Genomic DNA, 12823 nt, shown 5'->3' on the forward strand with positions numbered 1-12823 from the left:
CCGGCAAACCGGTCACTCAACGAACAGCGATTCCACCACGTTGATCCAGCCGTGCTCGCTGGCCACCTCTTTACCTGCCAGCCAGCGACGCAGCATGTTCAGCGCCATCATGGCGCAGACGTCCTGACGCACCGCCAGGCTGTGGCGGGTGATACTCATTTTGACTCTTAAGGCATGCGTCCCTTCCGGCGTAGCCAGCGCAAAGTTGAGATATTCCTCATCCATCCCCCCGACAAACAGCGCCAGCCCGGCAAAATGGTTGACCCGGCGTTCTGACGCCCAGTGCGCCGTCTGCGCCAGCGTCTCCTGCTGGAACGGCACCACCTCGCTGGCCAGCAGCGGAGCATTAACGCGCGACAGTTGCAGCGCCAGCAGGCCGCCGGTGAACTGCTCGCTGAGGGTGACGCTCAGCTGGCGCGACTGCAGATGCTTCGCAATCTGCGCCGGTAGCCCTTCCGTGCCCTCGAAAATCAGACTTTCGCCCGCCACGCGCTGCACTTCCGGCCAGAGCGCCAGCATCGCCGCTTTCTGCGTGGCAGGCCCGGTGAGCTTGAGTTCAATGATCGGCATGGAAGAGCGATAGCCCATGGATACCCCAGGCGGCAGCGGCAGGTGATCGAGGCTCTGCGCCAGATCGCTTTCCGAACGGCCAAAGGTGGTCAGGCGCAGGCAGACTGGCGGTTCAGGCAGGGTAAAACGTTGACGAAGGCGCGGCAGGATCTGCTGTTCGACCATCACTTTAAATTCAGACGGGACACCCGGCGTGAAGAACATCAGGCAGCGGTTCAGTTGAACGGCGAAACCGCAGGCGGTACCCACCGGGTTATCGACCAGTTCGGCGCTGGCCGGGATTTCAGCCTGTTTGCGGTTGCTGGGGGCCATCACGCGGCCACGTTCGGAGAAGAAACGCTCCATGTGGGCCAGCCACTCCTCGTGCAACACCAGCCCTTCGCCTTTGGCGGTCGCGGCAGCCAGCGCGCTGAGATCGTCGCTGGTAGGGCCGAGCCCACCGTTCACAATCAGCACGTCGCAGTGTTCGCTACGCTCGCGCAGAACGGTCACCAGCGACTCAAGACTGTCGCCTACGGTATTGCGGCGCGTTAACGGTAATCCTTGCTCAAAGAAAAGATCGGCAAGCCAGGCAGCATTGGTATCAATAATCTGTCCATGCAGCACTTCGTCGCCGGTGGATAACATCTCCACGTTAATCATTGTGTTCTCCCGCTTATATGGTGAAAACACTATAGCGCAATCACCGGCATGGAGAGGAGAGAAACTGGCGCGACGGACGCCGCGCCGGAGGGGTTAGAAGCCTGCGCTGACGCCCACATACGGGCCGTCAGCCAGCGCGTTGTCGCGGTTGCCGTCTTTGCCCGCCAGATTCAGATAACGATAACCCGCTTCAATGGTAATTGGGCGCATGATGGTCCAGCGCGCACCCGCGTTGGCTTCTTCATAGCTGTCGATACCGCTGGAGAGGGAGTCCGGCGAGTAGTAGTACTCACCAAACAGGCCGAAGCTGTCGCCAATTTTCCACTGCAGACCGCCGCCCACCGCTGCCGCATACCCTTCGTCGCCGTCGTTCGGGTTGGTGTAGATACCTTTACCGCCGACGGTGGCCAGGAACGGGCCAAGAGGAATATTCAGACCCAGGCCGAGGCTTGCCGCATCGCCATCGTCGTCGTTATGCGTCCAGCCGCCGGTCATCGCCAGACCGGCGGTCTCGGTACCCAGGCCAAAGCCCAGGTGGGTATAATCCTGACCCGCAGAGCCGTTAAAGCTGATGGCGTTAGCTGCCGCCGAAACGAATATCAGGCCTAAGCCCATCAATGCCACTTTTTTCATTATCGTGTTCCCGCGCAATTTATAGAAAAGTCCCAAAAAAACCGCGAGATTTTAACCTGAGACGCCTGGCGATCAAGCACTCTGCGTGCGGCGGGCAAGTAGATTGTAACGATTTGAAACGCGCGGTTTTTTTACGTCAGCAACAGAAAGCGCATTTTTACGCTCAGCCCTCCCAGTGCCTCACTGCGGGAAAGCTGCAGGTGGCTTCGGTGAAGCCGGGCGATATCGCTCGCCAGCGCCAGCCCGATACCCGATCCGCTGGCGTCCCCGACGTTGTCCAGCCGATGGAAAGGCAGTACTGCCTGATGAATCTGGCTGTCTTCGATGCCGGGCCCGCTATCCTCCACGCTGAGCTCAACGCCGCCCGCGTCTGTGTGCAGGAACACGGTGACGATGCCTCCTGCCGGGGTGTACTTGATCGCGTTCTCAAGCAGGTTGGCGCACAGCTCCCCCAGCAGCACCTCATCACCGTCTATCAAGACGGGTTGCTGAATGCCGTCATAACCCAAATCGATCGCCTTGCTGCGCGCCTGCGTCAGTCTGGAGAAACAGCAGTTCTGCACCACCTGAACCAGGTCCACCGGCGCAAACTGGCGATCCCCCTGCTCTTTGCGCCTCACCGTGGAGAGTTGCAGCAGCCGTTCGGTGAGGACGATGGTGTTATCCAGCGTCACGTTCATGGCGCGTAAACTCTCCTGCCACAGGGCCGGATCGTTTCGCGTCAGGGCAACGGAAACCTGGGTTTTGAGCACCGCCAGCGGCGTTTTGAGCTGATGAGACGCATCGGCGTTGAAGCGCTCCTGGCGGGAAAGCACGCCGCGTAATCTGTCGATATAACGGTTAAAAGCCACGATCAGCAGCCGCGTTTCCGACCAGGGCAGCAGCTCCGGCAGCGGGGCCAGCAGCCCAGGCTCACGGCGCACCATCAGCGAGGAGAGCTGACGCATCGGGCGCAGCACGCGGCGCAGCAGCCAGGCGGTTAAGACCAACGTCAGCAGCACCAGCAGCCCCTGCGAAACGAGCGATGAAAACAGAAGCTGAGTGGCGAGATAGCGCCGCGACTGCAAGGTTTCGGCGACGTAGATCTCCGCCATACCGGAAACATTGTCTTCGTTAATTGGCTGGAGCAGCTTCGCCACGCGGATCGCCTGGCCGCGATACTCGGTATGATAAAACCAGGCCAGCGCGGGATAGTGCGTGGTGCGCGACGTGGAGGGGGGCATGTTCGGCAGATCGTCATAGCCGGAGATCACCCGCCCCTCCGGGTCAACCACCTTGTAATAGAGACGATCGTTCATGTTCAGCTCAAAGCTGTCGAGCACCACCCAGGGAACATCAACCAGCAGCTTGCCGTTGTGCACCTCCAGCCGCTCAGAGACGGTACGCGCCGAAGATAACAGCGTGCGGTCGTACGCCTGGGTCGCCGCCTGCAGGGCGCTGACGTAACTGTTAAAAGCCGATAATCCCCACAGCAACAGCAGCGGCAGGCCGAGAAAAAGCAGCAGTTGCAGATAAAGCGACTGAGGCTTAACCCACTTCATCGCCGCACTCCAGCACATAGCCCAGTCCGCGCAGGGTGGTGATCCGCACGCCGCTGCCGCTCAGCTTTTTGCGCAGGCGATGAATGTAAAGATCGAGACTCTCCGGGCTGACGTCGTCGTTCAGGCTAAACACCTGATCGAACAACTGCTGCCGGGAAACGGGGCGGGTGCGACGATGCATCAGCACCTTCAGCAGCGACAGTTCGCGCGGGGTGAGCGAGAGCGGCTCGTCGCGCAGCAGGAAAAAACCGTCGTCGTCATACTCCAGCTCCCCAAGGCGCTGGCGTTCCTGGGTTCTCCCCTCGCTTCTGCGCAGCAGGGCGCGAAGCCTGGCGTCCAGCTCCTCCAGCTCAAACGGTTTTGGCAGATAATCATCCGCCCCGGCGTTCAGGCCTTTCACCCGATCCGCCACGTTGCTGCGTGCGGTGAGAAACAGCACCGGCAAGGTCTGGCCGCGTTTACGTAAACGGTGCACCACCTCCAGGCCGTCAAAACCGGGCATACCGATGTCCAGTATCGCCACCGCGTAATTTTCCCCCTGCAGCAGATGATCGGCCGCGCGCCCGTCAGAAACGCAGTCTACGGCAAAGCCTTCCTGCACCAGCGCTTTCTCCAGCCAGTGAGCCAGCTCACGATTATCTTCCGCCAGTAAGAGACGCATATCACATCCTGTAAAGTTGGTGTCGCGTTGAAAGGGAAATGAAAGGTTATTGTTTTAACAATCACGCAACGGAACCGCTACAAGGTGGTTCACATAATCAGAAAAAAACCAGTACCCGTACCCCCGGATCGCCGGCGTGAGGATAAACGATGAAAAAACAATTACTTTCAACGATTGCTGCAAGCGTTTTAATGTTGAGTGCCTCTGTTGTCCAGGCGCAGGACGCCCCGTCCCGCACCGAATGTATCGCTCCGGCCAAACCGGGCGGCGGTTTCGATCTCACCTGCAAGTTGATTCAGGTCAGCCTGCTGGAGACGAAGGCCATTGAAAAACCGATGCGCGTGACCTACATGCCAGGCGGCGTGGGCGCGGTGGCCTATAACGCGATTGTCGCGCAACGTCCGGCGGAAGCCGGCACAGTGGTGGCCTTCTCCGGCGGCTCGCTGCTTAACCTCTCCCAGGGCAAGTTTGGCCGCTACGGCGTGGATGACGTGCGCTGGCTGGCCACCGTCGGTACCGACTACGGCATGATTGCCGTGCGAGCAGATTCCCCGTGGAAATCCCTGAAGGATTTGCTCACCGCCATGGAAAAAGACCCCAACAGCGTGGTGATTGGTGCAGGCGCCTCCATCGGCAGCCAGGACTGGATGAAAGCCGCCCTGCTGGCGCAGCAGGCGAAAGTGGATCCGCACAAAATGCGTTACGTGGCGTTTGAGGGCGGCGGTGAACCGGTGACGGCGCTGATGGGCAACCACGTGCAGGCAGTTTCCGGTGACCTTAGTGAAATGGTGCCCTACCTGAACGGCGATAAAATCCGCGTGCTGGCGGTCTTCTCCGAAAACCGTCTGCCGGGACAGCTGGCAAACGTGCCGACTGCAAAAGAACAGGGTTATGACCTCGTCTGGCCGATTATCCGCGGCTTCTTTGTCGGGCCAAAAGTGACCGATGCCGAATACCAGTGGTGGGTCGACACCTTTAACAAATTGCAGCAGACAGACGAATTTAAAAAGCAGCGCGATCTGCGCGGGCTGTTTGAGTTCAACCTGAACGGCAAGCAGCTGGACGAGTATGTCAAAAAACAGGTGAATGACTACCGCGAGAAAGCAAAAGCGTTTGGCCTGGCCAAATAACCGGAGGCGCTATGAGCGATCGCATTTTTGCCGGGATCTGGTTGTTGCTCTGCATTGGCGGGATGTTCGTCGCCTGGCAGATCCACAGCGAATACAGCTATGAACCCGTGGGGCCCCGCCCCTTTCCAATGGGCATTGTCGGCCTGATGCTGCTTTGCTCGGTGGCCATGCTGTTACGCCACCCGGATACCGTAGAGTGGCCGCCTAAGCGCATTTTGCAGCGGCTGCTGGTGATGGTCATTGTGCTGCTGATGTATGCCTGGGGCTTTGAATGGCTCGGCTTCCCGGTAGCGACCGCCATCCTGACGATGGTCATCGGCACGCTGTTTAACGCCAGCCTGCCTGCGGCGGGGATCTCGGGCGTGGTGATGGGCATTTTCCTGTGGTACGCCTTTGACCGCCTGCTGGATGTGACGTTGCCGCTTGGCGCCTGGCTTAATTAACGGAGCACGCTATGGATACCTGGATTTACCTCTCACAGGGGTTCGCTGTGGCGATGACCCCGGAAAACCTGGTGATCGCCCTGATCGGCTGCTTCGTCGGGACGATCGTCGGTCTGTTGCCTGGGCTTGGGCCCATCAACGGGGTCGCTATTTTGCTCCCGCTGGCGTTTGCCCTGCATCTGCCTGCGGAATCAGCGCTGATCCTGCTGGCGACGGTCTACATCGGCTGTGAATATGGCGGCCGAATCTCGTCAATACTGCTCAACGTGCCCGGGGATGCGGCGGCCATTATGACCGCGCTGGATGGTTACCCGATGGCGCGGCAGGGGCGCGGCGGCGTGGCGCTGTCTATTTCCGCCGTCAGTTCGTTCTTTGGCTCGCTGATTGCCATTGGCGGCATCATTCTGTTTGCGCCTGCGCTGGCCCAGTGGTCGCTGGCGTTTGGTCCGGCAGAGTATTTTGCCCTGATGGTCTTCGCCATTGCCTGTCTCGGCAGCATGATGGCACAAAACCCACTGAAATCGTTTTTGTCTGCGCTGATTGGCTTAGGGTTAGCCACCGTCGGCGTGGATGCCAACACCGGGGTCTATCGCTTTACCTTCGACAGCGTTCACCTGTCCGACGGCGTGCAGTTTATCGTGGTCGTGATTGGTCTGTTCTCTGTCTCTGAGATCTTACTGATGCTGGAACATACCAGCAGCGGGCAGACGCTGGTGCGTAAAACTGGCCGGATGCTCTTTAACGCCAAAGAGGGGGTGCAGTGTATCGGTACCACGCTGCGTTCAGCGGTCATTGGCTTCTTTGTTGGCATTCTGCCGGGCGCCGGGGCGACCATCGCCAGCGCCATCACCTACATGACGGAGAAAAAACTCAGCGGCAACAGCGACAGCTTTGGTAAAGGCGATATTCGCGGCGTCGCCGCACCCGAGGCGGCTAACAATGCCTCGGCCTGTGGCTCGTTTATTCCCATGCTGACGCTCGGCGTGCCCGGCTCCGGTACCACGGCGGTGATGATGGGGGCGCTGACGCTCTATAACATCACGCCAGGACCGGCGATGTTCACCGAACAGCCGGATATCGTCTGGGGGCTGATTGCGGCACTGCTGATTGCCAACGTGATGTTGCTGGTCATGAACATTCCGCTGATTGGCCTGTTCACCCGTATGCTGACCATTCCGCTGTGGTTCCTGGTACCCGCAATCGCAGCCGTCTCGGCGGTGGGGGTGTATGCGGTACACAGCACCACCTTCGACCTGATTCTGATGGTGGTGCTGGGGGTGTTCGGCTACATCTTGCGTAAAATGCACTTCCCGATGTCGCCGTTGATTCTGGGCTTTGTGCTGGGTGAGATGCTGGAGCAGAACCTGCGCCGCGCCCTGTCCATCAGCAATGGCGATGTCGCCATTCTGTGGGACAGCAATGTGGCGAAGATCCTGCTGGTGCTGGCTATTGTGGTGGTGGTCGTGCCGCCGGTGCTGCGCCTGCTGCGTCGTCAGCGTAAGCCGCAGCCCGATGTCGGCTAATTAACCAGACAGCTGGGCATTCACCCACTGTTTTAACGCCTGGCGGGAGATCTTAATCCCGCCATTTTTTAACTCCGCAGGCAGTACCAGCCAGTGGACGGGCTGTTCAAATCGTGCCAGTTTGCCCTGTACCCATTCCGGCAAGCGGGTGATATCCGTTCCCGGTTCACACTCCACCACCGCTACCGGACGCTGACCGAATTCGGCGTCATTCAGCGGAACAATGAAGACCTGGCTGATGTGCGGATGGGTCGCGATAATCCGCTCAAGACTCTCCGGCTGAATGCCCTCGCCTCCGCTGAAAAAGAGGTTATCCATCCGACCGAGGATCGTCAGGCGACCGTCATGCAGTTCGCCGCGATCGCGGGTGGCAAACCAGCCCTCTGAATTCGTGAGCGGCAGCAACGCGCCGTCGCGCCAGTAGCCTGAGGCCATGCTTTGCGCCTTGATCCACACTTCACCGTTAACGACCTGAACCTCCCTGCCCGGCAATGCGCTGCCCACGTCCGGCTCACCGTCAGCCTCTTTCGCGCAGACGGTAGAGGCAAACTCCGTCAGGCCATAGCCACAAAACGTAGAAATACCCTGCGCGCGCGCCTGTTGCGTCAACTCAACGGGGATGGCGGCCCCGCCCAGCAGTACCGCTTTCAGCGCGATCCGCTGGTGGGTATTGAGCAGACGCCAGAGCTGGGTTGGCACCAGCGAGGCATGCGTACACCCCTGCAAGGCCTGCTCCAGCGGCTGCTTCTCGCGTACGGTTAAGCGCGCGCCAGCCTGCAGCCAGCGCCATAAAATCCCCTGCCCGGAGACATGAAACAGCGGCAGCGAAAGCAGCCAGTCGTCATCGTCGCCGTAGGGCATCAGCGCGAGGACGCCCTCAGCGCTTGCAAGATGCGCCCCGCAGGTATGAACGGCCGCTTTCGGCAGCCCGGTGGAGCCGGAGGTGAGCGTCATCGAGGCCAGCCGCTCAGGCTGCCATGCCACGCGGTATTCGCCGGACGGAGCATGCACGCTAAGCGCGGCGAGCCCGTCATAGTGACCGTCCAGCACCAGCACAAAACGCAGCGTCATCTGAGGAAGTAATACCTCCAGCAGGGGATGCGGGAGCTGGGGATTAACCGGAAGAATTCGCGCGCCGCACTGGAGCAGCGCCAGCCATGCCAGCAGGGTCTGCGGGTGATTATGGGCGAGCAGCAGCACGCCGTCACCCGCCTCCACGCCCTGCTGATGAAACCCTGCAGCCAGATTGTCGATGCGGGTGCAGAGCTGTTGCCAGCTCAGCACCTCGTCGTTTAGACGCAGAGCCGGTGTATCAGCACGCTGCTCGCGCCAGTGCCGCCACGGCCAGTCGCTAAAACTCATTGCAACGGCTCCAGCGCCTCAACGCCCGCGCACGGCAGCGCGCTCCCCGGCCACGGGCGAATGAGCTGGGTTTGCATCAGGTTTAACGTATCCAGCCCCGGGATGGTGTCGGGCGTTAACCAGGCGGCAATGCGCGCCAGCTGCGTCAGCCCAAGGCTGGATTCGATGGAGGAGCTGATCACCGCCGTCAGCCCTGCCTCATGCGCTGCCGCCACCTGTTCGCGCACCTTCGCCAGACTGCCCGTTAGCGTCGGTTTTATGACCACGGCGCTGACGCCTGGCTCGGCGCTAAAGGCAAAGTCCGCCTCGCGCAGGCTTTCATCCCAGGCGATGGCAATGCCGGTTTCTCGGGCAAAAGCGCGTGAATCCTCACGGGTTTTACACGGCTCTTCCAGAAAAGCGATGCGGCTGCGGTACGCCGGGTTGACGTACTTCGCGAACTGCTGCGCCTTAAGCGGCGTCCAGGCGCGGTTGGCATCCAGACGCAGGCGCAGATCGGGGATCGCCTCCAGCAAGAGGTTAGCGACCATGCCGTCGCGTACCGCTTCGTAAAGACCGACTTTGATTTTCGCCACTTTCTCGCCGGGCATTGCGATGAGCAAGGCAAACAGCTCGTCCGGATCGCCCGTGCAGAGCGGCGCGGCACGGTAATCGGCCTCATCAGGCAGGCTGCCGTCGAGCTCCGCGAGCGCGCAGCTGATGCCAAATGCGGCGGAAGGGAGATCGGGCAGCGGCGGATTCAGGCCTGTACGCCATTCCTCTACCCATGCCATCAGCGCAGCCTGCGCCTCCTCCAGCGACTCCAGGCTAAAGCCCGGCAGAGGCGAAATCTCGCCCCAGCCCTGCCCTTCACCCTGCTGCAATTGCACGAAGAAGCCATCACGGGTTTTTAACCGCCGTTCACGCAGCACCACGCCCGCGTCCATCGGTATCTGCCAGCGGTAAACCTGCGCGCGACGCATTACGGGTTCCGTTTGTATTTACTGAAGTCTGGCTGGCGTTTTTCGTTAAACGCGTTGCGTCCTTCCTGACCCTCTTCGGTCATGTAGAACAGCATAGTGGCGTTACCCGCCAGCTCCTGCAGCCCCGCCTGACCGTCACAGTCAGCGTTCAGGGCCGCTTTCAGGCAGCGCAGCGCCATTGGGCTGTTCTGCAGCATTTCGCGACACCAGCGAACGGTCTCTTTTTCGAGATCGGCAATCGGCACCACGGTGTTAACCAGGCCCATATCCAGCGCTTCCTGGGCGTTGTACTGACGGCACAGGAACCAGATTTCGCGGGCTTTTTTCTGACCGACAATGCGCGCCATGTAAGAAGCCCCCCAGCCGCCGTCAAAAGAGCCGACTTTCGGGCCCGTCTGACCGAAGATGGCGTTCTCTGCGGCAATGGTCAGATCGCACATCATGTGCAGCACGTGGCCGCCGCCGATGGAGTAGCCTGCCACCATGGCCACCACGGGTTTTGGGCAGGTACGGATTTGACGCTGGAAATCAAGCACGTTCAGGTGATGGGTACCCGCATCGTCCTGGTATCCGCCGTAGTCACCGCGTACTTTCTGATCGCCACCGGAGCAGAACGCTTTTTCGCCTTCCCCGGTCAGGACGATAACGCCGATGTTGTCGTCATAGCGCGCATCCGCCAGGGCCTGAATCATCTCTTTTACGGTCAGGGGACGGAAGGCGTTACGCACCTGCGGACGATTAATGGTGATTTTGGCGATACCGTCAGCCGATTTGTGGTAACGAATGTCGGTGTAACCTTCGGAGCAGTCTTGCCATTCAACCGGTGCATAGAGCATGTTTTCATCAGGATAGATCATAGAGTGTCCTTTATTCGACGACGCAGTATCTGAGCCAGACTCGCGCTAACCGCCCCGGGATTTTCCCGGTGGGCGTTGTGTCCGGCGTTTGGAATGACATGGCGAACAGCGTTCAGTTCAGCGGCCAGGGCCGCGAACTTCTCGTCACGTTCGCCATAGAGATAATCAAAAGGGAAATTTCGCGCGCTGAGGGCGGCACGCAGGTCTGGTTGCACGGCGAGCGAGGTTGCCTCAAGCATCATCGCCAGGTTTGTGCCCGCGTTGCGACAGCGCAGGGCGATGAGCGCCCTGCGCTGGCTGTCCGTCAGGGAGGCAAAGACAGGCTGTTGATACCAGTCGGCAAAGACGTTTGAGAGGGGCTGCGTGCGAAAACGCTGCGCCCACAGATGGTCGGATGCTGCTCTTGCCTCTCGTGCTGCGACCCCCTTCAGGCCCGGATGTCCGCCTTCCACCATGATGCCGCAAAGCCCCGCAGGATCCTGGCAGGCATGAAACATCGCAATGCGGCCGCCAAGGGAGTACCCCACCAGCCAGTAGTTAAGTATGTTGTAACTAACAAGGGTTCGGGTAAGCACGTCACTCATCTCTTCGAACCCCGTGACGGCCATACTGGCGGACCGGCCATGCCCCGGCAGGTCGAGATAAAGCCGGGGATAATCGCTGAGCGCCTCGCCGACCGTCTGCCACTCGCGGCAATCGCCAGAAAATCCATGCAAAAAGACCAGCCAGGGGTAACCTGGCTTACCGGCCTGTTGCGCGCCTGCGAGGATCACAGGTGGCTCACCTGCGCCAGCAGACTTTGCAGCTTCTGCGCACCGTCAGCCTCGTTGACGACCAGTTCAATCAGCGTTGCACCGGGCTGTCGCCAGGCGCTGCTCAGGACTGCATCCAGCGCTTCCCAGTTTTCCGGGCGGTGGTATTTCAGGTTAAACATCGCTGCGGCATGTTCAAACTGCACGTTCTGCGGCATCAGATAGAAGCGCTCGCGTTCGCTCTGCGGTGTCGGCAGCAGGGAGAAGATCTGCCCGCCGTTATTGTTGACCACAATCAGCACAAACGGCGCCGACACCTGCCGCAGCAGCGCCAGCGCATTGAGATCGTACAGCGCCGAAAGATCGCCCACGATCGCCAGCGTGGATTTCGCGCTGGCTCGCTGCACACCCGCCGCCGTGGAGATCAGCCCGTCAATGCCGCTGGCTCCCCGGTTACTGTAGACCGGATAGCCCGCAGGCAGTTTTGAGAACGCATCAATCAGACGCACCACCAGGCTGTTGCCGACAAACAGTTGCCCCTGCTCCGGCAGATACCGGTAAATACGGTGCGCCAGCTCCGCTTCACCAAACTCTTCGCATTTTGCACGGGTCAACTCCCACGCCTGACGCGACAGCGCCGGGATCTCAACGGCCCACGGGGCGCGCTTTTCCGCCGGGTGGAGCGCCAGCCAGGCGTCAATGTCGCTCACCAGACGACGACCGCGATGGTGCGCCGGATCGAGCCGCCCTTCCAGCGGATCCACCAGCCAGTACTCTTCCGGGCTACAGGTTGCCTGCCACTGCAGTAACCGTTTGCCGGTCAAGCTTGCGCCCAGCTGAACCACAATCTGCGCCTGCGCCAGTTCAGTCACCGCTTTCGCATTCCCGAGCCAGAGATCGGCACACGGCAGCGGCTGTCCGGTCTGGGACAGCACGTCGCCAATCAGCGGCCAGCCAAGGGTGTGTGCCCATTCGGCCACCTGCCTGCCTTCGGCGGCGCTCATGCGCCCGGCAATAACCACGCCGCGTTTTTGTCGCCAGAAGAACCAGTCACGTTGCTTTGCGCTCTCAAGGTGTGTCTGCTCGCGCAGCCACGGCTTTTCGCTCTCCCACCAGTCGCCAAGCTGCTGCTGCCAGGCAAGACCGGTGTCGTCCATTTCGCCGTACAACGGCTCGGCAAACGGACAGTTAATATGTAACGCCCCGCTGCGCAACGTCTCCATGGCGTGATCGACGGTCGAGACCAGCCAGCTTGCGGGAATGTCCTGCGTGGGTCGGGGTAACGAAACCGTCTGCGAAGGATGCGAGGCAAAGAGGCCCGGCTGACGAATAGCCTGGTTCGCTCCGCAGTCAATAAGCTCGGGCGGGCGATCGGCCGTCAGCAGAACCAGTTTCTCACCGGTCAGCCCGGCTTCGATAAGGGCCGGATAGAGGTTTGCCACGGCAGTACCGGAGGTGACGATCACCGCCACCGGTTCCTTGCTGACCTTTGCCAGCCCCAGAGCCAGGTGGCCCAGGCCGCGCTCGTCAAAATGGGTGTGGTGAATAAATGCCCGGTTCTCTGCTGCCGCCAGCGTCAGCGGTGTGGAGCGTGAGCCCGGCGCAATACACACATGCCTGACGCCATGGCGAGTCAGGGCTTCAAGGATCACCGTCGCCCAGCGTCGGTTAAAAGAACTTACTGACATGAGATTGTCCGGTATCAAGAATGCGACACAGTATAAATAATAGAAAAAAATAGAATTTT

The 12823-nt window shown here is 60.3% G+C and carries 12 protein-coding genes; 3 read left to right on the forward strand and 9 right to left on the reverse strand.

Annotated features, from left to right (window positions below; translation table 11 throughout):
- Positions 1 to 12: 12 nt before the first annotated feature.
- From ACOTX3_RS05475 to tctD, 4 genes are all read right to left on the reverse strand, one after another.
- Complete coding sequence (locus ACOTX3_RS05475; protein WP_058678191.1) at positions 13 to 1212, reverse strand: nicotinamide mononucleotide deamidase-related protein YfaY; 1200 nt, start codon at positions 1210 to 1212, stop codon at positions 13 to 15.
- A gap of 93 nt (positions 1213 to 1305) precedes the next feature.
- Entirely contained in the window at positions 1306 to 1845 is a 540-nt protein-coding gene (locus tag ACOTX3_RS05480) for a YfaZ family outer membrane protein (RefSeq protein ID WP_013098023.1), read from the reverse strand.
- A 131-nt stretch (positions 1846 to 1976) separates the two neighbouring features.
- Positions 1977 to 3386 carry a sensor histidine kinase gene (locus tag ACOTX3_RS05485; RefSeq protein ID WP_023621534.1) on the reverse strand — a complete coding sequence of 470 codons (1410 nt, stop codon included), beginning with the start codon at positions 3384 to 3386 and terminating at the stop codon, positions 1977 to 1979.
- On the reverse strand, positions 3373 to 4047 hold the full coding sequence (gene tctD, locus ACOTX3_RS05490; protein WP_013098025.1) for a transcriptional regulator TctD: 675 nt from the start codon (positions 4045 to 4047) through the stop codon (positions 3373 to 3375). The genes ACOTX3_RS05485 and tctD overlap by 14 nt, the downstream gene beginning before the upstream one ends.
- Before the next feature lie 149 nt (positions 4048 to 4196).
- Here tctD and ACOTX3_RS05495 point away from each other — a divergent pair, with 149 nt between their 5' ends.
- From ACOTX3_RS05495 to ACOTX3_RS05505, 3 genes are read left to right on the forward strand one after another with little or no spacing between them, the layout of a single operon-like run.
- Entirely contained in the window at positions 4197 to 5177 is a 981-nt protein-coding gene (locus tag ACOTX3_RS05495) for a Bug family tripartite tricarboxylate transporter substrate binding protein (protein WP_029881726.1), read from the forward strand.
- Between the two features lie 11 nt (positions 5178 to 5188).
- Positions 5189 to 5620 carry a tripartite tricarboxylate transporter TctB family protein gene (locus tag ACOTX3_RS05500; RefSeq protein WP_013098089.1) on the forward strand — a complete coding sequence of 144 codons (432 nt, stop codon included), beginning with the start codon at positions 5189 to 5191 and terminating at the stop codon, positions 5618 to 5620.
- A gap of 11 nt (positions 5621 to 5631) precedes the next feature.
- On the forward strand, positions 5632 to 7143 hold the full coding sequence (locus ACOTX3_RS05505; RefSeq protein ID WP_013098090.1) for a tripartite tricarboxylate transporter permease: 1512 nt from the start codon (positions 5632 to 5634) through the stop codon (positions 7141 to 7143).
- Here the strand turns inward: ACOTX3_RS05505 and menE are convergent, their stop codons facing one another.
- From menE to menD, 5 genes are read right to left on the reverse strand one after another with little or no spacing between them, the layout of a single operon-like run.
- The gene (gene menE / locus ACOTX3_RS05510; protein WP_058678192.1) at positions 7144 to 8505 is read right to left on the reverse strand and encodes an o-succinylbenzoate--CoA ligase; all 1362 of its coding nucleotides are present in this window, start codon (positions 8503 to 8505) and stop codon (positions 7144 to 7146) included. It abuts the gene before it with no gap.
- On the reverse strand, positions 8502 to 9467 hold the full coding sequence (menC, locus tag ACOTX3_RS05515) for an o-succinylbenzoate synthase (protein WP_058678193.1): 966 nt from the start codon (positions 9465 to 9467) through the stop codon (positions 8502 to 8504). Before menC ends, menE begins: the two co-directional genes overlap by 4 nt.
- On the reverse strand, positions 9467 to 10324 hold the full coding sequence (menB, locus tag ACOTX3_RS05520) for a 1,4-dihydroxy-2-naphthoyl-CoA synthase (RefSeq protein WP_013098093.1): 858 nt from the start codon (positions 10322 to 10324) through the stop codon (positions 9467 to 9469). The genes menC and menB overlap by 1 nt, the downstream gene beginning before the upstream one ends.
- On the reverse strand, positions 10321 to 11097 hold the full coding sequence (menH, locus tag ACOTX3_RS05525; protein ID WP_048972298.1) for a 2-succinyl-6-hydroxy-2,4-cyclohexadiene-1-carboxylate synthase: 777 nt from the start codon (positions 11095 to 11097) through the stop codon (positions 10321 to 10323). Before menH ends, menB begins: the two co-directional genes overlap by 4 nt.
- Positions 11094 to 12764 (reverse strand): 2-succinyl-5-enolpyruvyl-6-hydroxy-3-cyclohexene-1-carboxylic-acid synthase, encoded by a 1671-nt coding sequence (gene menD / locus ACOTX3_RS05530; protein ID WP_058678194.1) that lies wholly within the window; start codon positions 12762 to 12764, stop codon positions 11094 to 11096. The genes menH and menD overlap by 4 nt, the downstream gene beginning before the upstream one ends.
- Positions 12765 to 12823: the final 59 nt, after the last annotated feature.

Origin of the sequence: Enterobacter cloacae complex sp. IR5384 (assembly GCF_049237265.1) — a bacterium.
Lineage (GTDB): Bacteria > Pseudomonadota > Gammaproteobacteria > Enterobacterales > Enterobacteriaceae > Enterobacter > Enterobacter cloacae.

Excerpts from the sequence above, each read along its gene's own strand:
- ACOTX3_RS05500 (WP_013098089.1), top strand. The coding sequence starts at position 5,189 with ATGAGCGATCGCATTTTTGCCGGGATCTGGTTGTTGCTCTGCATTGGC.
- tctD (WP_013098025.1), bottom strand. The coding sequence starts at position 4,047 with ATGCGTCTCTTACTGGCGGAAGATAATCGTGAGCTGGCTCACTGGCTG.
- ACOTX3_RS05480 (WP_013098023.1), bottom strand. The coding sequence starts at position 1,845 with ATGAAAAAAGTGGCATTGATGGGCTTAGGCCTGATATTCGTTTCGGCG.
- ACOTX3_RS05505 (WP_013098090.1), top strand. The coding sequence starts at position 5,632 with ATGGATACCTGGATTTACCTCTCACAGGGGTTCGCTGTGGCGATGACC.
- ACOTX3_RS05475 (WP_058678191.1), bottom strand. The coding sequence starts at position 1,212 with ATGATTAACGTGGAGATGTTATCCACCGGCGACGAAGTGCTGCATGGA.
- ACOTX3_RS05495 (WP_029881726.1), top strand. The coding sequence starts at position 4,197 with ATGAAAAAACAATTACTTTCAACGATTGCTGCAAGCGTTTTAATGTTG.
- menC (WP_058678193.1), bottom strand. The coding sequence starts at position 9,467 with ATGCGTCGCGCGCAGGTTTACCGCTGGCAGATACCGATGGACGCGGGC.
- ACOTX3_RS05485 (WP_023621534.1), bottom strand. The coding sequence starts at position 3,386 with ATGAAGTGGGTTAAGCCTCAGTCGCTTTATCTGCAACTGCTGCTTTTT.
- menE (WP_058678192.1), bottom strand. The coding sequence starts at position 8,505 with ATGAGTTTTAGCGACTGGCCGTGGCGGCACTGGCGCGAGCAGCGTGCT.
- menD (WP_058678194.1), bottom strand. The coding sequence starts at position 12,764 with ATGTCAGTAAGTTCTTTTAACCGACGCTGGGCGACGGTGATCCTTGAA.
- menB (WP_013098093.1), bottom strand. The coding sequence starts at position 10,324 with ATGATCTATCCTGATGAAAACATGCTCTATGCACCGGTTGAATGGCAA.